Annotated in this window: 20 protein-coding genes and 1 riboswitch; of the genes, 15 read left to right on the forward strand and 5 right to left on the reverse strand. The window is 40.9% G+C overall.

Features of this window, described 5'->3' with window-relative positions; genetic code table 11:
- Window positions 1-328: 328 nt before the first annotated feature.
- From BK575_RS06385 to BK575_RS06400, 4 genes are read right to left on the reverse strand one after another with little or no spacing between them, the layout of a single operon-like run.
- Complete coding sequence (locus BK575_RS06385) at window positions 329-1,069, reverse strand: ABC transporter ATP-binding protein (protein ID WP_078409420.1); 741 nt, start codon at window positions 1,067-1,069, stop codon at window positions 329-331.
- Window positions 1,066-1,833, reverse strand: coding sequence for an ABC transporter permease (locus BK575_RS06390; protein WP_078409422.1), 768 nt, complete (start codon window positions 1,831-1,833; stop codon window positions 1,066-1,068). Before BK575_RS06390 ends, BK575_RS06385 begins: the two co-directional genes overlap by 4 nt.
- On the reverse strand, window positions 1,833-2,123 hold the full coding sequence (locus tag BK575_RS06395) for an MTH1187 family thiamine-binding protein (protein ID WP_078409424.1): 291 nt from the start codon (window positions 2,121-2,123) through the stop codon (window positions 1,833-1,835). The genes BK575_RS06390 and BK575_RS06395 overlap by 1 nt, the downstream gene beginning before the upstream one ends.
- Window positions 2,124-2,135: 12 nt before the next feature.
- Window positions 2,136-3,134 carry an ABC transporter substrate-binding protein gene (locus BK575_RS06400; RefSeq protein WP_078409432.1) on the reverse strand — a complete coding sequence of 333 codons (999 nt, stop codon included), beginning with the start codon at window positions 3,132-3,134 and terminating at the stop codon, window positions 2,136-2,138.
- Between the two features lie 132 nt (window positions 3,135-3,266).
- Window positions 3,267-3,376, reverse strand: a riboswitch (TPP riboswitch).
- A 291-nt stretch (window positions 3,377-3,667) separates the two neighbouring features.
- On the opposite strand from BK575_RS06400, the gene BK575_RS06405 reads away from it, so the two are divergent.
- The 14 genes from BK575_RS06405 to BK575_RS06460 all read left to right on the forward strand — a co-directional run bounded on the left by BK575_RS06405 (window position 3,668) and on the right by BK575_RS06460 (window position 16,657).
- Window positions 3,668-4,561 (forward strand): peptidylprolyl isomerase, encoded by an 894-nt coding sequence (locus BK575_RS06405; protein ID WP_078409434.1) that lies wholly within the window; start codon window positions 3,668-3,670, stop codon window positions 4,559-4,561.
- Between the two features lie 163 nt (window positions 4,562-4,724).
- A complete protein-coding gene (locus BK575_RS28360) occupies window positions 4,725-4,868 on the forward strand; it encodes a hypothetical protein (protein WP_169907591.1) in 144 nt (47 codons plus the stop codon).
- A 184-nt stretch (window positions 4,869-5,052) separates the two neighbouring features.
- Window positions 5,053-5,727: a response regulator transcription factor gene (locus tag BK575_RS06410; RefSeq protein WP_078409436.1), complete on the forward strand. Its 675-nt coding sequence runs from the start codon at window positions 5,053-5,055 to the stop codon at window positions 5,725-5,727.
- Complete coding sequence (locus BK575_RS06415) at window positions 5,717-7,159, forward strand: sensor histidine kinase (RefSeq protein WP_235867320.1); 1,443 nt, start codon at window positions 5,717-5,719, stop codon at window positions 7,157-7,159. The genes BK575_RS06410 and BK575_RS06415 overlap by 11 nt, the downstream gene beginning before the upstream one ends.
- A 135-nt stretch (window positions 7,160-7,294) precedes the next feature.
- Window positions 7,295-7,525 carry a hypothetical protein gene (locus BK575_RS28950; protein ID WP_235867321.1) on the forward strand — a complete coding sequence of 77 codons (231 nt, stop codon included), beginning with the start codon at window positions 7,295-7,297 and terminating at the stop codon, window positions 7,523-7,525.
- On the forward strand, window positions 7,473-7,739 hold the full coding sequence (locus tag BK575_RS29295) for a PepSY-associated TM helix domain-containing protein (protein WP_268877758.1): 267 nt from the start codon (window positions 7,473-7,475) through the stop codon (window positions 7,737-7,739). The genes BK575_RS28950 and BK575_RS29295 overlap by 53 nt, the downstream gene beginning before the upstream one ends.
- A gap of 134 nt (window positions 7,740-7,873) precedes the next feature.
- Complete coding sequence (locus tag BK575_RS06425; RefSeq protein WP_078409440.1) at window positions 7,874-9,112, forward strand: S1C family serine protease; 1,239 nt, start codon at window positions 7,874-7,876, stop codon at window positions 9,110-9,112.
- Between the two features lie 33 nt (window positions 9,113-9,145).
- Window positions 9,146-10,111, forward strand: coding sequence for a glycosyltransferase family 2 protein (locus BK575_RS06430; protein WP_078409442.1), 966 nt, complete (start codon window positions 9,146-9,148; stop codon window positions 10,109-10,111).
- The gene (locus BK575_RS06435) at window positions 10,098-10,511 is read left to right on the forward strand and encodes a GtrA family protein (protein ID WP_169907593.1); all 414 of its coding nucleotides are present in this window, start codon (window positions 10,098-10,100) and stop codon (window positions 10,509-10,511) included. The genes BK575_RS06430 and BK575_RS06435 overlap by 14 nt, the downstream gene beginning before the upstream one ends.
- Window positions 10,508-11,401, forward strand: coding sequence for a UTP--glucose-1-phosphate uridylyltransferase GalU (galU, locus tag BK575_RS06440; RefSeq protein WP_407984339.1), 894 nt, complete (start codon window positions 10,508-10,510; stop codon window positions 11,399-11,401). The genes BK575_RS06435 and galU overlap by 4 nt, the downstream gene beginning before the upstream one ends.
- A complete protein-coding gene (gene galE / locus BK575_RS06445; RefSeq protein WP_078409446.1) occupies window positions 11,398-12,402 on the forward strand; it encodes a UDP-glucose 4-epimerase GalE in 1,005 nt (334 codons plus the stop codon). The genes galU and galE overlap by 4 nt, the downstream gene beginning before the upstream one ends.
- Before the next feature lie 114 nt (window positions 12,403-12,516).
- On the forward strand, window positions 12,517-13,119 hold the full coding sequence (locus BK575_RS06450) for an undecaprenyl phosphate transporter UptA (protein WP_078409448.1): 603 nt from the start codon (window positions 12,517-12,519) through the stop codon (window positions 13,117-13,119).
- A 255-nt stretch (window positions 13,120-13,374) separates the two neighbouring features.
- A complete protein-coding gene (locus BK575_RS06455; RefSeq protein ID WP_078409450.1) occupies window positions 13,375-15,627 on the forward strand; it encodes a glycosyltransferase family 39 protein in 2,253 nt (750 codons plus the stop codon).
- Between the two features lie 370 nt (window positions 15,628-15,997).
- Window positions 15,998-16,657, forward strand: coding sequence for a M50 family metallopeptidase (locus tag BK575_RS06460; protein WP_078409452.1), 660 nt, complete (start codon window positions 15,998-16,000; stop codon window positions 16,655-16,657).
- Between the two features lie 83 nt (window positions 16,658-16,740).
- On the opposite strand, the gene BK575_RS06465 is transcribed toward BK575_RS06460, so the two are convergent.
- Window positions 16,741-17,785 (reverse strand): IS630 family transposase gene (locus BK575_RS06465; RefSeq protein WP_139367955.1). Its coding sequence is split into 2 segments (ribosomal slippage): window positions 16,741-17,286 and window positions 17,288-17,785, totalling 1,044 coding nucleotides; the frame shifts between segments, so codons are not numbered across the junction.
- A gap of 300 nt (window positions 17,786-18,085) precedes the next feature.
- On the opposite strand from BK575_RS06465, the gene BK575_RS06470 reads away from it, so the two are divergent.
- Window positions 18,086-19,615: an Hsp70 family protein gene (locus BK575_RS06470; RefSeq protein ID WP_169907595.1), complete on the forward strand. Its 1,530-nt coding sequence runs from the start codon at window positions 18,086-18,088 to the stop codon at window positions 19,613-19,615.

The following is a 19,615-nucleotide window of genomic DNA, read 5'->3' on the forward strand; positions in this document are numbered from 1 at the left end:
GAGGACGAACTCAAGTGGTCTAAACAGCCGCTTATACGAGAACCTTTGTGAGATGATTCAAGATGAGAAACCCCAAAATTCTAAAAAAGAGCCCGGACCAAGTTAATGTTAAAAACTTAAGTTGGACTTATATATAATTTTAAAAAAATATAAAGAGCCCATTTCGATCAATTCTTTTTCAAAACGGGCTCTTTAATATAAAAAAACTATCGTTATAAGAAATACTTTTAATCAACCATTTTTATCAAAAAATCCACATTCATCAGGTTTTCCAAATTCTTTTGCTGGCTGTAATTCATATCATCTCAAGATGTTGAGGTGGAGTGAATTACTCACCCGGTTTCATTAATGTATAATATATCTTTCTTTTCCACTGTAAAAACTCTTCTTCCAGTAAAAATTCTTCTTTTCTCGGTCTGGAAAAAGGAACCTTAAACTCTGCAATGACATGGGCTGGTTTTTTAGACAAAACTAATATTCGATCTGATAAAAACAGTGCCTCTTCTATATTGTGAGTCACGAATAATATTGTTTTACGATATGTTTCCCATATGGATAAAAGCCATTGTTGCATCTCAAGTCTTGTCAGCTCATCTAAGGCTGAAAATGGTTCATCGAGACAAATGACAGATTGAGGGCTTAATAAAGCTCTAATAAAAGCTGCACGTTGCTTCATTCCCCCTGAAAGCTCATGGGGATAGGCATTTTCATAAGCTCCTAAACCGGCTTTCTGAATCATTTCTCTAGCCATTTCCCTATCTTTTTTTCCAATAAGTTCTTGTCCAAGCATGACATTTGCTAAGATCGTCCTCCACGGCAAAAGGGAAGGGGATTGGGGCATATAGCTAATAGAACCCCGTTTCCCGTTAATTATTTGATTATCTAAATAAATATGTCCGCTATCAGGTGGTAAAATACCGCCAATTAAGTTGAAGAGCGTACTTTTTCCACTTCCAGATGGACCTAGAATGGAGACAAATTCTCCTTTTTCAACCGTTAAGCTGAGGTGTTTAATTACATCATTTTGTCCAAAGCGAAGGGAAACATCCTTAACAGTCAGATGACTCATTTCCTTTTATCCCCCTTTAATTGCCATCTTACCAGCCATCGTTCCGCCAGCAGGATTACTGCAAAGAATAGTAAACTTAATGCCATAATAGAAAGAATCGCTACGAAAACACGATCCGTCCTAAAGGAAGAAGAGGCTAATGTCATATAAACACCAATTCCCTGTTTTGCTCCAAGCCATTCTGAAATAACGGCTCCCATCACACTATAGGTTGCTGATATCTTTAAGCCGGAAAAAATGGAGGGAAGGGCATAAGGAAGCTCTAATTTTAAAAATAATTGTCTTTTTGATGCCCCGGCCATCATCATGTAATGTTTTAACTCAGGATCTGTTTGTCTAAATCCGTCAAGCGAAGCAACTGCTATTGGAAAAAAACAAACAAGAGTAATCACAATCATTTTTGGCAGAAGGCCAAATCCAAACCAGACAACTAAAAGGGGAGCCAGTACGATAATCGGGATATTTTGCGATAAAATTAATAAAGGATATACGGATTCCCTTATAAAAGGAAGCAAATGCAACAGCACAGCGGTAAGAAGGCCTATTCCAGTACCAACTGCAAACCCTATTAGGGCCAGTTTGACAGTGGAAAAGAAATCTGGATAAAAATGCGGCCAGCCTGCCAGCGCTTCCGAAAAAATTTTAGTGGGAGCTGGAAGCAGCCACTCCGGGACCTCTGCTTGTTTTACTGCTATTTCCCATACAATGAAGAAAAGGAGGAGTATCCAAATTGGCCTCCACCTTTTTAAAACACGCTTGCTCATTATCGATGTTTCTCCGTTAATTGTTCCATTGTAATCCCATCAGGCTGATAAAGCACTTTTACTTGGGATATTACGTTATGGCTCCCCATTTCAATCATACGCTCATTCATTTTAGCAATGATTTCCAATAATTCCTGTAATTCGCCTTCCATCGTCGTTTCAAGAGGATGAACTTCATATTTGATGCCTGATTCCTGTATGACGCGAATTGCTTCATCTACATAAGGAATGACACTTTCCCCATCTTTTGTTTTTGGGATTATTTGAATGCTTACTAATGAATTGGCCATGTTTTTGCCTCCTTATTCAGGTAAGAAATCGTTCGTAAATGCTTTTTTGGAGTCAAGTTCTTTCTCTAATAGTTTATTATCATGCATCCAGCTTGCATAGTTTTCCCAAACTTCAAGCTTTTGTTCACCCCATCGTGCGGCGTCATCTTGATAGCGGGGAGACAGCCACTCTTGACTCTTTTTAACAAGATCTGAGTCTAAATCAGGTACAGCCTTCAGTAAAATATTGGCTGCTTCTTCCGGCTTATCAATTGCAAACCCATAACCTTTTGAAGTTGCTTTAACAAAGGCTTTTACCGTATCGGAATGTTCGTCGATCATTTTTTCACTGGTAGTTAATACCGGTGTGTAGTAATCGAGTTTGTCTGTGTAATCGGTTAAATAAACCATATTTAATTTTTCCCCTCGAAGCTCAGCTTCGATGCCTGTCCAGCCGTAATAAATCCATGCAAAGTCAATATCTCTTTTAACCGCTGTGAAGAAGTCAGTGTCTCCCATATTCACAAAGTTTACTTTCTCGACATCTGCTTTCTCGAGATTCATTAAGGAAGACATAACGGCTTTTTCTACTGGCGACCCCCAGCCGCCATAAGTTTTACCTTCAAAGTCTTTAGGTGACTTAATCGTTTTCTCTGCAGGTGAAGCAAATCCGGAAGTGTTGTGTTGAATAATGGCAGCTATTGAAACAAGAGGAACACCTTGAACCCTAGCCTGGGTAATTCCTTCTTGATAACTTACTCCAAACTCTGCTTTGCCTGAAGCAACAAGCTGGTCTGCGCCTGTTTCCCCAGGTGTAATAATTTCGACATCTAATCCTTCCTCTTCAAAGTAGCCTTTGTCTTTTGCGACATATAGTCCTGTGTGATTTGTATTTGGTGTCCAATCCAGAACAACTGAAACTTTTGTGAGAGAATCCTTTTTTTCTTTTTGTTCTTCAGCTGGTGCGGCATTATTGTTGCTGCAGCCCGAAAATAGAAACAGTGAACAGAGAACTGTTAACCACTTTTTCATAAATCATCCTCCTAAGTCGTTTTATGTAATTGGTAAAAAACGCATACGCTTTACATCCTCCACAAAAGCTGGGAATAAAAATAAAAGCGCCTGGATACGATACCCGGGCGCACACTATCAAACAATCATGATTTTGTATGAAAGTATGTTCCCTACGCTGGTATCAACCAGATCAGGTTCTAAGGGTCAACACCTTACGGATGTTCTCTCAACCAGCAAAACCGGTTCCCCTACATTCCTCAATATTTAATTTAGTACCGTACTCATTATAACAGAAAGTGAATGTTTTAAAAGAGGAGTTTATCATTTCCCTACTCTCGATAGAATGATGATTTACCTGAAAAAAAGAGTCCTGGAACATACCAACCTTTTTCACCGTTTTTTCATTTTTGTTTTATATAGTAAGTACTGATGAAGCGTGCTTTAATAAGGAGCGTTAAAGTCTTATCCTGCGGTTGCAGGCGCTTATCGTATAAAACTGCAAAAATGAATTCAATGAGGCCTTTGGATGTTAGGTGAGAGGAGAATGGAAAATGATAGAAAAGTTACGTAATAAGAAAAAGTATTTTTTAATAATCTTAATTATTTTAGGTGTAGTCGTGTCAATCGGTGTTGTATTTTCAAATAAAGAAGTCATTGCGCGTGTAGATGGGAAAGCCATTAGCCAAGATCAATTATACAATTTATTAGTAGAACAAGGCGGACAAGCAGCTTTGGATGCTCTTATTGATCAAACCATTATTGAAAGCGAAGCGGAGAAGCAAAAGATTGATATTGCTGACGAAGAGATTGAAAATGAATTAAAACTATTAGAAGAATCTTATGGCGGCGAAGAAGCACTGAAGGCAGCAATGGAAACAAGCGGCATCTCTCTGGCAGATGTTAAAAAGGATCTTTCTTTGAATTTAACAATTGAAAAGCTTCTTAAATCTAGAATCTCAGTAACCGAAGAGGAAATGACAACATATTTTGATGAAAACAAAGAGTCATTTGCCACAGCGGAGCAAGTGAAGGCGAGTCATATTTTAGTAGAAGATGAAACAACAGCGAAAAAAGTGAAAGACAAGCTGGCAGGCGGTGAAGATTTTTCCGTATTAGCGAAGGAATATTCAACAGATACAACGACAAAGGAACAGGGCGGTGATCTTGGATTCTTCGCAAAAGGGGAAATGGTAGCTGAATTTGAAGAAGTTGCTTTTTCATTAAAGCCAGATGAAATTAGTGAGCCGGTCAAAACAGAATATGGATATCATATTATTAAGCTGGTCGAGAAACAAGAAGCAAAAGAAGCGAACTATGAAGAAAGCAAAAGTGAAATTAAAGAGCTGTTAACCAGTGAAAAGATGCAAACCGAATATACGACGTGGCTGGAAGAGAAAAAAGAAGAATATAACATCGAGAATTTTCTTACAGAAGATGGAGAGTGAAGAAGAACTTCTTAGAATGGATTGATAGCGGCTTTTTATAGATAAGCTAAATCTTCGACTCTAATACCCTTTTGGTTTTTGCCAATTAACGGTAAAGCGGCAACTGCATGAAAAATTAGAGGAAGTAGTTTTCGACATCATAAAGAAACAGAGGGAATAATGGATGAAGCCAAAAGAAGGTGCAGACAGATTGAAACAACTTGTTGCACTTTTAAAAGAAAAAGGAATTCGTGCTGAATTGTGTAAGAAACCGACTATCATAATGAAGGAAGAGATGAAAGAGATAAAGGTTCGGTTAATCCAGTAGAAAAAACATTTAAGTCAGTTCTGTTTGTCCTGATGATATGTATGCTGAAAAATGGCAGCCTCGTATGGAAGGCTGCCATTTTAAGCGAAGCGCATATAGCATAGTAAGCAAAAGAAGGCTTTACTCTAGTATATTCTTTCATTATCTTGTAAGTATGGACAAAGAGGAAAGGAGTTTTTTACATATGAATATTCTTTTGGCAGAAGATGATTTGCAGCTTGGTGAATTAATCGGGTTTATGTTAAAGAAGAAAGGAGGATACAAGGTCGATTGGGTGATGGAGGGAGAGGATGCTTATGATTATGCCGTCGCCTCTCATTATGACATCCTCATTCTGGATTGGATGATGCCAAACGGGGACGGAGTGGATGTGTGCCGCCGCTTGCGAAAAGAAGGATATTCAGGGGCAATTTTGATGCTGACAGCGAAGGACTCCGTTGAAGACCGCATAGCAGGCCTGGATTCGGGTGCGGATGATTACCTCGTCAAACCGTTTGAAATCGACGAACTTCTTGCGCGATTACGGGCCCTTTCCCGCCGAAATTATGCACCTATTGTAGAGGAAGAGGTCCGTATTCATGATATGATGTTGAATCGGACGAGCCAAACGGTTTGCCAAGGAGAAGAGACTATCCAATTGAGTCCGCGCGAATTTCAGTTATTGGATTTACTCATTCAAAATAAAGGACAAGTTTTGCCGCGTGAGACCATTTTAGATCGCGTATGGGGATATGATGCGGATGTATCCATTAAGACCATTGATGCGACGGTTAAACTGCTCCGAAAGAAGCTTGATGTCATTGGAAAGCAAGAATGGATTCAAAGTATCAGAGGGGTGGGATACAAATTTGAAATCTAATCTTCTTTCACTCATACGTGCTTGGCGGAATGGTGGAGAGAAGGATGTATTTAAAAGTACACAAAATCGTTTAACTCTTCTGTACAGCGGATTGCTTATGCTTTTTCTCGTTCTTTTCATTGTCGTTGTTTATTCATTGCTTTATACAGTAATTTTAAAGGACCAAGAGCGTGAACTGGAGGAAATGGCCGCTCAGGAAGCACGGATTTTCGAGAGCTATTTGGTGCAAAACAATTACCGCAGCCTTCAGGGGATTCAAAATCAAGAGTTAGTGTTAGCAGGCGTAGATCAATTTTTTTACTATGTAGTGAATCCTAAAGGTGAATTAATCATGGGAGATGAAAAGGTTCCTGAGCTGCGTCAGGATTTATTCACCCTTCTAGGAGGATGGGATCCGCAGCGAAAAGAAATTCGTCAGGAAACACTGCATGCCACCTACTCCGAGTGGAGACCAAAAGCAAAAGGCAAGGGAATGGATGATGAACTGCGTTCTCCTCCACAACATCACGAAATTCAGCTGATGATAGCCAGCCGCCCGATTTTCTATAAAGGTCAATTAATCGGGATGCTTTATATCGGAAAAGATATTTCATTTGCTTACCAATTATTTAAGCTGCTCCTTATTATTTTAGCAGGACTAGCTATTCTATTTTCCGGAGTTGCCCTGTATATGAGTCATTTGATGTCTAAAAAGGCGATGGTGCCGATTACCCGGGCATTTACGAGACAACGCGAATTTGTGGCGGATGCCTCCCATGAGCTCCGGACTCCTTTAAGCGTGATGTTGTCTTCAATCGATGCGATGGAAATGACTGTAGATACGGAGGAAGATGATTTTTCTCGTAAGCTGCTAGTCAATATGAGAAATGAAGTGAAGCGGATGACTAAATTGGTGAGCGATTTGCTGACACTTGCTCGTTCGGATTCAGGTACAATCGAACGAGTTAATGAAACGTTTGATTTTCGGCCTCCTGCACAAAAAGCCATTCAATCGGTTGAGCCGCTGGCAGCGGCAAAGCAAATTAAGCTGCATTTGAGTGCTCCTGAGGCGATGGTCGTAAATGGAGATCCGGAAAGGTTAACGCAATTGCTCTATATTTTGTTGGATAACGGGATCAAATACACTCCGAATGGGGGAGATGTTTACCTGGCTCTTTCGGTTGAATCATACGAGCATCGTCTCGTCATGTGCATTCAAGTAAAGGATACGGGAATAGGAATCAAGCCGGAAGACTATGCCCGTATATTTGACCGATTTTATCGATCGGATAAAGCACGGACAAGGAAGATGGGAGGACATGGATTAGGCTTGTCGATTGCTAAGTGGATTGTTGAAACCCATGGGGGAACGATTCAAGTTTCCAGTGAAATCGGCAAGGGGAGTACCTTTACCATAAGAATTCCTTTTTCCTCCAATACAAAAAAAGCGTAAGGCTGCTGAAAAGCATCTTGCGCTTTTTTATTTATCCCGCGTTGGTGGGCAGTTTCTTTTATTCGAGTTTCTTTTTTCACCATATTTTCATCATTCTTCTTTAGAATCCTGTCTGAAAATGAGACAAGCGCATTTATGGATTGGATTAATTACATCGGTTTTCTTGTTGATGCAAGCAATTACAGGATTATTATTGGCGGAATCTTGGTTAATAGGAAAGGAGTCGAAACAGCAGCCTATGTTTATGCAAAATGGAGAGCAAGGACAACAATCAGTAACTGGTGCCGGGTAAGAACAATCGGACGCTGGTACTATCGAGCAAGGTGGAAACGCGGCATCCTCGGATTTACAACAAAGAAGTTTTGAAGCGAGAGAAGGTGAAGGTAACTCTTTAACCCGCATCATCCAAGGTCTTCATAAAGGAAGGTTAGGAACCATGGATATTAAATGGGTAATTGACGTGGCCGCTATCAGCATGATCTTCTTAACCAGTTCGGGCATCTATTTATCTGTAAAATTGTTAGCAGTCCAGAGGAAAAGCAGAAAAAAACGTGCTTTAAAAGTATCAGAGGGACAGTAAGGGAGAGGAAAGTGTAAGGGATAAGAAGTCTTCTTGCGCTTTGTCTTTGGTAGTCGCTTTTCATCGTGTTTTCATCATTCTTCTCTACAATAGGATTCAGACAAAAGGAAACTCGTAAAAAGGAGATAGATAAAATGAACTTACACGAATATGAAAATAACAAACAAACACCTAAACAGAGACGATCTTTCCCACCTTTGTTTGCATCCTTAACAGGAGCTATTGTCGGAAGTGTGGCTACTCTTTACTTAGCCCCAGCATTAGGGATGAGCGGGATTTCTCCGATTACCGAAAGTATTGATCAGGAGAAAACAGCGATAGTGGAGCAAAGCGAAGCTTCCGAAAATACATTACAGCTTCAACAAACGTCAACAACTTCGAACAGCATGATCAATGCAATCGAGAATGTAAGGGAAGCAGTAGTAGGAGTAGTCAATATCCAACAACAAACCAATTATTTTTCTCACGGCCCTCAAAGCTCTCAAGAGCAAGGGACTGAGCAAGAGAGCGGTACGGGCTCGGGAGTCATTTTTAAGAAATCTGGTGACGATGCTTATATTATTACGAATAACCACGTCATTGAAGGGGCCAGTAAAGTAGAAATTTCTCTTTCCACGGGTGAGAGAATTGCTGCAGAAGTCGTCGGGGCTGACCAGCTAACCGATTTAGCGGTGTTGAAAATAGAGAGTAAATACGCGACAAAGGTAGCAGATTTTGGAGATTCCTCTTCGCTCCGTATTGGTGAGCAAGTAGCAGCGATTGGAAATCCGCTTGGTTTGGATTTATCAAGTACGGTTACTCAAGGAATTGTGAGCAATACGGATCGCACCATTCCTGTTTCCACGTCAGGAGGGGAATGGGACTTAAATGTAGTCCAAACGGATGCAGCTATTAACCCGGGTAACAGCGGCGGAGCATTAATTAACAGTGCCGGACAAGTAATCGGTATAAACAGTTTGAAAATTGCAGAAGACGGAGTGGAAGGCTTAGGTTTCGCGATTCCCAGTCAGGATGTCAAACCGGTTATAGAGGATTTACTGCAATACGGGGAAGTGAAGCGCCCATACTTGGGGGTAGGATTGCAGAGTCTGAGTGATTTTCCGTCAACTATCCAAGAGCAATTAAACTTGCCTGAAGATACACAGGGTGGAGTAATCGTTACATCGGTCGAACCTGCTTCTCCTGCGGCAGAAGCAGGACTCCAGATCAAGGACTTAATCACAACCGTTAACGGTACAAAAGTGAACAGTATTGGAGAATTAAGAAAATACATTTATACCGAAGCCAAGATTGGAGATCAAATCAAAGTGGAGCTTTATCGGGACGGGAAGAAGATCAATGTATCTGTAAAAATGAGTGAAAAGGGAATGTAGCTTTATCAATACGAAAGATAGGAGGCAAACGGCATGGTCAAATACTCTATTATCATTCCTGTATATAATGAGGAACTAGTGGTTCGTGAAACATATAAACGATTAAAAGCAGTGATGGAGCAAACGGACGGAACTTATGAATTATTGTTTGTGAATGACGGCAGCAAGGATAAAACCATCGATATTTTAAAAGAGCTTTCTGTTAGAGATGAGACGGTGAAATATTTAGATTTTTCCCGGAATTTTGGGCATCAAATTGCCATTACCGCAGGAATGGATTATGCGGCAGGAGAAGCTGTCGTCATTATCGATGCAGACTTGCAGGACCCGCCTGAACTTATTTTGGATATGATCCAAAAATGGAAGGAGGGCTATGAGGTTGTGTACGCTAAGCGGACGAAGAGGAAGGGAGAAACGTTCTTTAAAAAGCAAACGGCCCATTTATTTTATCGTGTTTTACGGGCATCAACGGAGATTGACATTCCCCTGGACACAGGCGACTTCCGCTTGATTGACCGGAAGGTGTGCGACCAGTTAGTAAGCATGAAGGAAAGAAGCCGCTTTGTCCGGGGGCTCGTCAGCTGGGTAGGGTTTAAGCAAACCGCAATTGAATACGAGCGGGATGAACGTTTGGCAGGTGAGACAAAGTATCCGCTCAAGAAAATGCTTCGCTTTTCAATGGATGGAATTACTTCCTTTTCTTATAAGCCATTAAAACTGGCCAGTATTTTGGGAGTTTTGCTTTCATTTTCAAGTGTGATCTGGATGTTCATCGTTTTATATTTAAAATTATTTACGGACTCGACCGTTACCGGTTGGTCTTCCCTTCTCATGACCATGCTTTTCTTCAATGGAGTTGTGCTCGTGATGTTAGGGGTAATCGGTGAGTATATCGGAAGAATTTACGATGAGGCGAAGGACCGGCCGTTATACATTCTTCAGGACAGTCGGAGAGTCGAACGGGAGAGCGAAAAGGTATCTCGCTATGCGAATTATTAAAGAAAAGGTCAACGTATTATTACGATTTTGTACAGTGGGGGTAGGAAATACGCTCATTGACTTTGGAGTGTTTTTCCTTCTCACTGCTGGAGGAATCCCTTATCTTTTCGCGCAAGGGTGCTCCTATGCAGCGGGCATGGTAAACAGCTATGTATGGAATCGGGTGTGGACATTTCAAGTGAAACAAAAAGCGAATATGCAGGAGGCGGTCCGATTTGCCATCGTCAACATAGGAGCATCAAGCATGACGTTTCTTATTCTGTATATTCTTCAGGAAGGTGCTGGCCTATCTCTTGTTGTAAGTAAAGTGATCGCAACGATTGGAGGGATCCTTATTACCTTTATTGGAAGCCGTCTTTGGGTGTTTCAAGAACGAATCAATAAAAGGAGTGAATCATGATGAGAATAAAAAAAGCGGTTATTCCCGCAGCGGGATTAGGAACAAGGTTTTTGCCGGCAACAAAAGCTCAGCCAAAAGAAATGCTGCCGATTGTCGACAAACCGGCGATTCAATATATTGTGGAAGAAGCTGTTCAATCCGGTATCGAAAGCATTATTATCGTGACAGGTCGAAACAAGCGATCCATTGAAGATCATTTTGACCGATCTATTGAACTGGAACAGACTTTATCAGAAAAAGGAAAGTCTGATGTCTTACAAGAAGTGCAGGGAATTGCGAATATGGCTAACATTCACTACATCAGACAAAAAGAGCCGTTAGGGTTAGGGCATGCGATTTTATGTGCCCAGCAGTTTATTGGCGATGAACCGTTTGCTGTTTTGTTAGGCGACGATATTATGGTATCGGAGAAACCGGCATTAAAACAGTTAATGGATGTATTTGAAGAATTCAAGACAGAAGTGGTAGGTGTCCAGGCTGTTGAACCAACTGAAGTAAACAAGTATGGGATCATTCATCCGCGCAGGGAAAACGGGAATGTGTATGAAGTTCAGGATTTAGTAGAAAAGCCTTTTCTTGAGGAAGCTCCGTCCCAAATCGCGGTGATGGGAAGGTACATTTTAAAGCCTTCTATCTTTCCGATTTTGCAAACAATCGGCAGGGGAGCCGGAAATGAAATTCAACTAACCGATGCTTTAAGAGACATTTGCAAAAATGAAGCGATTCACGCTCTTCAACTAGAAGGAAATCGTTTTGATATTGGCGATAAATTGGGCTACTTGAAAGCAAGTACAGAGGTGGGGCTGCAGCGTGAAGAAATGAGGGAGCAGCTGTTGTCGTATTTAGAGAGTGTGCTAAAGAGAGAAGCGGAAAGGGGAATTTTACAATGAAGTCTGTTCTCGTAACGGGAGGAGCCGGCTATATCGGCAGCCATACCGTATTAGAGTTACAAAAACAAAACATTCCCGTCGTTGTGCTGGATAACTTATCAACAGGGCATCGGGAGGCAGTTCAAGCACCACATTTTTATGAAGGCGATATTGCGGACCACCAACTGGTTAAGGACATTGTCCAAAAGCATCGGATTAATGCTGTTATCCATTTTGCAGCTAAAAGCTTAGTATCAGAATCTGTCCAAAAGCCGGAGCTTTACTTCAGGGAAAATACGATGAAATCTTGTTCATTCTTTGAAAATATCATTCGTGAGGGGGTGAGGAATATCGTTTTTTCATCGACCGCAGCTGTATATGGCTCAGCTCATCATAAGCCGATTAAAGAGACGGATTTCCTGCAGCCTGTAAATCCATACGGAGAATCTAAACTCATGCTTGAAAAATATTTACAGTGGGTAGGAAGTGTTCATGATGTAAAATGGACGGCCCTTCGTTATTTCAATGCAGCTGGAGCTTCACTCGAAGGAACCATTGGAGAGGATCATCAGCCGGAAAGCCACCTTATTCCTCTTGTTTTACAAACAGCGTTAGGCCAGCGAGAAAACATTTCAATCTATGGTGACGACTACCCCACTCTTGATGGAACTTGCATTCGGGACTATATCCATGTCGTGGATTTAGCTCATGCCCATATATTGGCTCTCCATTCCATTGATGAAGGCTCCCTTAAACAAAATATCTATAATGTAGGAACGGGTTTCGGTCATTCTGTGATAGACATCATTGATACTGCCCGGCGGATAACGAAAAGAGGTATCACTAGGAAGATAGATGGAAGAAGAGAGGGGGATCCTCCTGTACTTGTAGCAGATAGCCATAATCTTAAAAAGGAATTAGGATGGAAACCGCAATACAGCGATTTACAAACAATTATCCAAAGTGCCTGGAGATGGCATTTGGCCCACCCGAATGGCTATGAAAAAAAGCAGTTTGTTTAAATAGGTTACTAGAGCTCATATATCATCGCTAAGCGGTAGAAGGGCGAATGTGCTTTTACCGTTTTATCTATAGAGCGAGAGATAAAAAAACGAGAAGGCAAGGTGATAACGCTTATGGAAAGCGTCATACATGATATATTAATAGCGCTCACCAGCTTAGGTTATGCAGGGATTGCCATAGGATTAATGATCGAAGTGATTCCGAGCGAAATCGTATTAGCTTATGGCGGCTATATGGTTTCAAAAGGAACGATCAGCTTTATCGGAGCCATTATAGCTGGAGTCATAGGGGGAACGATTGCCCAGTGGTTTCTTTACTGGCTTGGTTACTATGGAGGACGTCCGTTTTTAGATAAGTATGGAAAGTATTTATTCATCCAAAAGCATCATATCGAAAAGGCGGAGAAGTGGTTTCAACGATATGGAGCCGGAGTCGTGTTTACTGCTCGTTTTATTCCGGTCGTTCGACACGCGATTTCCATTCCTGCCGGTGCAGCCAAGATGCCTTTTATGAAATTTACAATATTGACGGTGTTGGCGATCATTCCATGGTCTATTTTGTTTGTCTACCTGGGTACAAAACTGGGAAGTCACTGGGAGAATATCGAAAAAGTGGCAGGAACTTATACTACACCCAGTGTGATCATTTCCATGGTCATCATTATCCTTTACTTTGGCATGAAGAAATTACGAGCAATTAAAAGAAGTGCAGCTTAAATAAAAACAGCTTGGTTCTATATAGATTGATTTAGAAAATTCGACATGACCAAAGAACAGCCATGCCAAATTTTCTAGACCTATGCGGGCCAATTCAAGTGGTCTAAATAACCGATTGTGAATGTTCCTCGATCGAATGAAGCTGTGTCGAGTTATTTAGTGGAATGTATATAGTATAATTCTCAAATTTTATCAGACTATGAATGAAAATATAAGATTAGGATCCAATATGTTGAAAAGGAGTAGAAGCGAAATATGAATATGAAGGTTAAGGGAAGGGTTGATTTCTTCTTAGTCGGAATTATTATTTTATCATTTTTTCTGAACTTTTATCAGTTGAAAGATGCAGGGTCAAACACGTACTACACCGTAGCAGTTAAAAGTATGTTAACAGGCTTTCATACCTTTTTCTATGCATCCTTTGATCCAGCTGGATTTATTACCGTAGATAAGCCTCCTGTAGCGTTATGGGTTCAAACCATCAGTGCTTATCTCTTTGGATTGAGCGATTTTAGTGTTCTCTTGCCTGAAGCGCTGGCAGGTGTGATTTCCGTTTGGTTGATGTATGTCATTGTTAAGCCTAAATTTGGCCGTATAGCTGCTTTAGTATCAAGCTTGGTATTAGCATGTTCGCCGATCTTTGTTGCCGTTGTCCGTACAAATAATGTAGACAGCATTCTTATTTTAACGTTATTGATTGCCACGTGGGCTTTAATGAAATCGGTGGAAAAACAAAAGGTTGGATGGCTGATTCTTAGTGTAGCACTTGTCGGTGTCGGCTTTAATATAAAAATGCTTCAAGCTTATATGGTATTGCCCGCTTTTTATCTTTTTTACTTGATTGCTGTAAAGGTCAAGTGGACAAAACGTATTGTTCATCTGGTGATGGCTACTATTGTATTGGCTTCGGTTTCCTTGTCATGGCCGTTGGTCGTTGAGTTTACACCTGAAGATGAACGTCCTTATATTGGGGGAAGCGAGACCAATTCCGCTATTGAACTTGCCCTTGGATATAATGGGATTTCCCGTCTAACGGGGCAAAATGGACCTGGTGGCGGCGGTCCGCAGGGAACGGGCCAACAGGATGATAAGCAACAAAATCAACAAGAGGATAACAGTCAACAAGGTAACCAACAAAATAACAATCAACAAGACGGAAGCCAATTAGATGGAAATCAGCAGGGGAATCTTCCTCCTGGTTTGCAAAACATGGATCCTGATGAATTAGAAGAATTGCAGGGACAGTTTGGGAATGGCGACTCTCCTGGAAATATGCGAGATGACGGCCGCGGCGGCCAAGGTCAGGGAATGAGCGGCATGTTTGGAACAGGAGATCCCGGAGTATTGCGGCTTTTTTCTACAGAGTTATCAGGACAAATCAGCTTTTTACTTCCTTTTGTCCTATTTGGGGTAATTGCGCTTTCGGTACAGTTTTTTAGAAAAAGAGAATGGAGCATACAGCATAAATTCGCTCTGTTTTGGGTAACATGGCTTATTCCAATGATGGTATTTTTCAGTGTGGCCAAGTTTTTCCACCAATATTACTTAAGCATGATGGGGCCTGCTATTGCAGCACTCGTTGGAATCGGTTGGACTGTTTTATGGAATCAATTTAAGGAGAAAAAAGGCTGGGAAAGCTGGTTGCTTCCTGTATCTGTCTTGGCAACCTTCTTGTTTGAAGCCTTAATTATTTACCAAAATAAAGATTCTGTTTCCCAAGGCTGGCTGGCGGGAGCTGTAGCTGCAGGAATCTTCTTTTTTGTAATTTTAGTTGTCATGAAAAAGAAAGAAAAAATGTCCTATTATCTTTCCATTGCCGGGGTGCTTGCCCTTCTTGTCATTCCTTTATATTGGACATGGATTACCATTCATAAAGAAGGAAATTCAATGACACCAATTGCCGGTCCAAGCAATGAGTTTGGAAGAATGATGGGCGCTAATATGGGAGGATCGAACGAAGGACCAGATGGAGATATGCAAATGCCGAACGGTGGACCTGGAGGACAATCAGACGGCGGTGCAAACCTTTCAGAAGGCGGCTCGAACAACAGTCAAAATGACGAAAATACAGATTCAGTAACAAGGCCGGATAACAGTCAGCCTGGAGGCCAAGGCAGAGGCCAAATGGAAACTCTGGATACTAAATTGCTTTCCTATCTGGAGGAAAACTATGATGGAGAGAAATGGTTTTTAGCCGTACCTAGTGCACAATCAGCCTATTCATTTATGCTGAATACAGATTATGCAGTCATGGCAATGGGCGGATTTTCAGGATCGGATCAGGTCCTCACTTCGGAAAAACTAGAAGAAATGACGAAAAACGGAGAAGTAAAATATTTCTTAATTGGTGGTGACGGAAGACCGGGCCAAAGCGAATCAGCTACCGAATGGATTAAAGAGAATTGTGAAGAAGTACCAAGTAGTGAGTGGCAATCTGAACAGCAAACGGACAGCCAGCAGCCATTCAATATGAATCAAACAATGAAAGTGTATAAATATAAAGGATAAAAAGGGGGCTATATAGATCGATTTAGAAAATTCGATATAGCCAAAGAACGGCTATGTCGAATTTTCTAGACCTAAGCGGCTGTCACCCCCCCTTGCGGGGTTGGCACCATCCGCATAGGTGAACCTTTGAGGGTAAATTCAAGTGGTCTGAATAACCAATTGTGAATGTCCCTCGATCGAATGAAGCTGTGTCGAGTTATTAAGTGAAATGTATATAAATATACTCGTAAGTGCTAAATTTTGAATCAGAGCTTTATTTCATCAATTTTTCATTTTCTTTTACTAAGATTTTACTCATCAAATAATTAGAAGAATTTAATTTAATTCTAAAAAAAATGTATAATGTAAAAAACTCAAAGGAGAATTAACAGTGGAAAGCACTACGCTTATCTATATTTATCTGGCTATAGCGTTGGTTACTAGCCAAATGCCTGTTCTGGGAGTTTATACTGCCCTTTGCAACACGCTGCTTCATGAGGTGTTTCATGTAATTTGTGCGGCTTGTTTAAGTGGGAGGGTAGTGCATAAAATTACATTAAACAAGGATGCTTCAGGGCTGGCGGTAACTAGTGTAAATTCCAGATTCGCAAGAGTACTGATCTTTTATGCCGGCTATACAGGCTCCTCGTTAACGGCGATAGCCTTGTTTTATTTAGTGAACAAAGGTCACTTTAATACCATCATTTACTTTTTCATCACTCTCGCAGTCATTTCAGTATTATTATGGGTACGCAATTTTTATGGGTTTTTATGGGCAATATCATTTATTTCTTTATTAGGTTTTATGGTTTATAAAAAGTATGAAATAGTGATTATGCATACGAGTATCTTCTTATCGTCAGTTGTGCTCCTTCAATCGATATTTACTGCTTTTACCGTATGTAAGCTAAGCTTCACTCAACGTAAAGATGCTGGAGATGCCACAAGTCTTGCGCAAACGACTCTTATTCCTGCAGCAGTCTGGGGAACTGTATTTTTTGGTCAATCACTCTATGCCGGGTATTTTGTAATGAAAAACTTTTTAATATAGCTTGTAATGAAAGCGTAAGGTTAGCAATAACACCTTACGCTTTTTTATTTTTCTTCGTAATCTATATAAGTTGAATTTATCTTTTACAATCGAATACACAATCGATCAATCACTTTTCTAGGGGAGTCATTTAGCTCACGAATAAAAGCTTGCACATTTCTTCGAATCTCTTTGACAGAGGAATAAAAAAGGTTATTAATCACGTCTGATTTGAGCCATTTCCATAATCCTTCAATGAGATTTAACTCAGGACTGTAAGGTGGTAAAAAGACCAATTCTAAACGATGTTGGTGGCTACGCAAAAAAGGTTCAATCAGCTTCGCATGATGAATACGGGCATTATCTAACACCATAACAATTTTCCCGGTTGGATAATGTTTCAATACCTTTTGAAGAAAACGAAGAAACGCTTCGGCATCGTATCGTTCTTCTTCTACACAAAGCACATCTCCCGTTTCATAATTAAGTGTACCGATGAGTTTGACACCCTGATGCTTTCCATAAGTCGGAATGATTCGCTGCTTGCCTTTTAAAAACCATGTGTATTGAAGAGCTTGGTAATCCCGAATCATCGACTCATCTTGAAAGAGAAGATGGTCAATCTCCTCATTTAAGAGTTTTTTTATAGGCAGGGAATGTCTCTTCCACAAACTCTTTTTGTTTCAACGGGTCCGCTTTTGCCAGCGTATAAGTCGGTTTGGTATAACTAAGGCCTAAATCGTGTAAAAGCCGAGAAACACCACGAAGAGTATACGGTTGGTTCCATGTTTTCTCGATAAATGAAGCAATGATCTTTAACGTCCAATTATGCTTAGCTGGGAAGCCAACATCTACGGGAAGTTTGGTCGTAATCACTTGAGCCAATTCCTGTTCTTGGTCGGGAGTTAATTTGCGTGGGGCTCCAGGTGATTGTCCCATGGTTAAGCCATCTAGTCCTTTTTCTTCGTAGGCATTCACGTAGTTATAGATGGTTTTTTCGGAACGCCCAATCATGGTTGTGATGTCTTTTTTAGAGTAGCCTTGTAAATAAAAATAGATCGCTTGATAACGTTCATACATTCGTTTATCTTTGGTCGTTTTCATCGCTGTAAGCAAGGTTTCGATTTCATGTTGACGTGAATGGGTCATCTCGTTCCTCTCCGTTCATTGGTAAGTGTTACCCTTATACTTCAACAGAGAGTGATTGTAATCCTTTAATTCAACTTATATAGCATGCATGAGAGGTATTTGTTCCTGGCGCTGCTTATTCACGTATTTACAAGTTATTTTTACCGTATTTTACCATACATTTCGAAGGGAGGTTTTCGTTTTTTTCACTGAAATTTCATTGAAACCTATTAAGCTTTTCCTAGTGAAGCCAAACGTATGACAAAAGAGGTCACAGTAGGCTTACCTTATTGTAAGAATAGAAAAAGGATGGGTGATAGTATGGGTATGGCCATTGGAATAGATTTAGGAACGAGCAATTGTACCGCTGCTATTTACCGTAAAGGGAAGATAGAAAGCATTCCGATTGAAGGAAGAAAAATTTTGCCGTCCGTTGTATCTTGCAAAGATGACGGCCGCATTTTGGTAGGAGGGGCAGCAAAATCCCGGCTTTATATAGATCCAGAAAACACTGTGGCTTCCTCTAAGCGGTTTATCGGTGATCCGGGTAAAGTTTACCATATTCAACATAAAACACTGACTCCTGTTGACATAGCACAAGAAATTCTTCAAAAAATCAAACAAGAAGCAAGCAGCTATTTGGGGGAGGAGGTAACAGATGCCGTGATTACAATTCCCGCCTATTTTACGGAGGAGCAGCGGGAGGCGACAAAAAAAGCGGGTGAACGAGCCGGGTTAAATGTACTTCGCCTTCTTGCAGAGCCGACGGCTGCAGCGATTGCCTATGGCCTCGATAAAGAGCGTAATCAAACCATCATGGTATACGACTTAGGAGGCGGCACATTTGATGTGTCCATCTTAAAAGTAGAAAACAATTCATTTAAAGTCATCGCGGTGGACGGAGACGCCATGCTTGGCGGTGATGATGTGGATGAACTGATTGTGCAGCATTTGCTCAATAAAATAAAGACAGCAGCAGGATCTAATCAATCCGTTCAAGGCTCCCTTTCGCTGCAGAGAATCAAGGAAGCTGCTGAAGAAGCCAAAAAAGAATTGTCGGAAAGTGATGTAGTGGACATTTCGCTTCCTGATATCTTTGGCATTCATATTGAGGAAGAGCTGGACATTGAAATCTTCAATCACATGATTGAGCCATTATTACATCGTACCATTCATAAAATCGAAGAAGTACTGCAATCAGCAGGATTGACCAAAAGAGAGATCAGCAGAGTGATTCTTGTAGGCGGCTCAACTCGAATGAAGGCTGTCCAGGAAGCGGTGACAGAACAAATAAAGAAACCATATATCGCAGATAATGTCGATGAAGTTGTGGCATATGGTGCAGCTATTATGGCGGCTAATTTATCGGTACCTGATTTAGATTCGACACCTGTTCCAATCATAGTAGAAGAAGTGACGGCCCACTCATTTGGAGTGGACATGATTGACACAAGTGATCATCGATTAAAGGTGTTCCATTTAATCAAGAAGAATACAAGGCTCCCTTGTACAGGTGCTACGATTGGTTCAACGCTAAGACCTTACCAGCCGTCCATTCGGGCAGGAGTATTCCGCACAGAGTCAATCATGCCGGCTGAGGAAGCGAAGCTTGGAGAATTACATTTGCCTGTCAGTATTCGTCCGTATCACGTAAGTGTTGTCTCATTATTTGAGCTGGATGAAGATGGTATTTTGACCTTTTCAACCGCTGAAATCGCAAAAGGTTCTCCGCTTCTTTCTTCCTACAGGAAAAACAAAGAAGTCGACCTACAGCTTCTGCACTCGATGATTCATCAAGGGGAGATTGTTCCCCAAAAAATCGTAATTGATACCAAAAAAACGGAGGTTTAA

Origin of the sequence: Priestia abyssalis (genome assembly GCF_002019595.1) — a bacterium.
Taxonomy (GTDB): domain Bacteria; phylum Bacillota; class Bacilli; order Bacillales; family Bacillaceae_H; genus Bacillus_BA; species Bacillus_BA abyssalis.